The following is a 501-nucleotide window of genomic DNA, read 5'->3' on the forward strand; positions in this document are numbered from 1 at the left end:
ATCCAAGTTCAGGAAAACCGTACCGACAGCGAAAATTTCGCTTAAGGTCGTATCACTGATCTTCTTCGCTTCTTCACGGAAAAACTGCTTTGGCATTGCCAAAAGCAGGCCGCAGCCATCCCCAGTTTTTCCGTCGGTCAGCAAAATAAAAAAACCGTCATTTTTATGACGGTTTTTTTACGCGCTGACACAAAAAAACTGCCAGAAAGTCAAAACTGAAAAAGCATTCAAAACAGCAAAGTGCTAACATTTTGGTTAATACAGCGTGGTGGTTTAAAGGTCGTTGCTGGACTTGGAATTTCAGGTGTCGCCGCGGTTAATTTTTTACATGAACAAGGTTACCGCGTTGTGTGGATGCTCTCAGAACTGTTTGAGCAGCTGCCCGAAGTCGGAGATATGGMTAAGCCTAAACTGGTTTTCTTCTTTGATGAGGCGCATTTGCTGTTTGACAATGCGACCCTGTTGCGCAGTCTGTGTAAAACTCTTCATTCTTTTGATMTT

At 43.3% G+C, this 501-nt stretch carries 1 protein-coding gene and 1 pseudogene; one reads left to right on the plus strand and one right to left on the minus strand.

Features of this window, described 5'->3' with window-relative positions; genetic code table 11:
- Nucleotides 1-144: pseudogene (locus tag AZH43_RS19210) on the minus strand (hypothetical protein); the annotation flags it as partial.
- Nucleotides 145-240: 96 nt separating this feature from the next.
- Here AZH43_RS19210 and AZH43_RS19025 point away from each other — a divergent pair.
- Nucleotides 241-501 (plus strand): helicase HerA-like domain-containing protein (locus AZH43_RS19025; protein ID WP_227509847.1); only part of this gene is annotated, 261 nt, incomplete at its 3' end.

The organism is Acinetobacter pragensis (assembly GCF_001605895.1).
Taxonomy (GTDB): Bacteria; Pseudomonadota; Gammaproteobacteria; order Pseudomonadales; family Moraxellaceae; genus Acinetobacter; species Acinetobacter pragensis.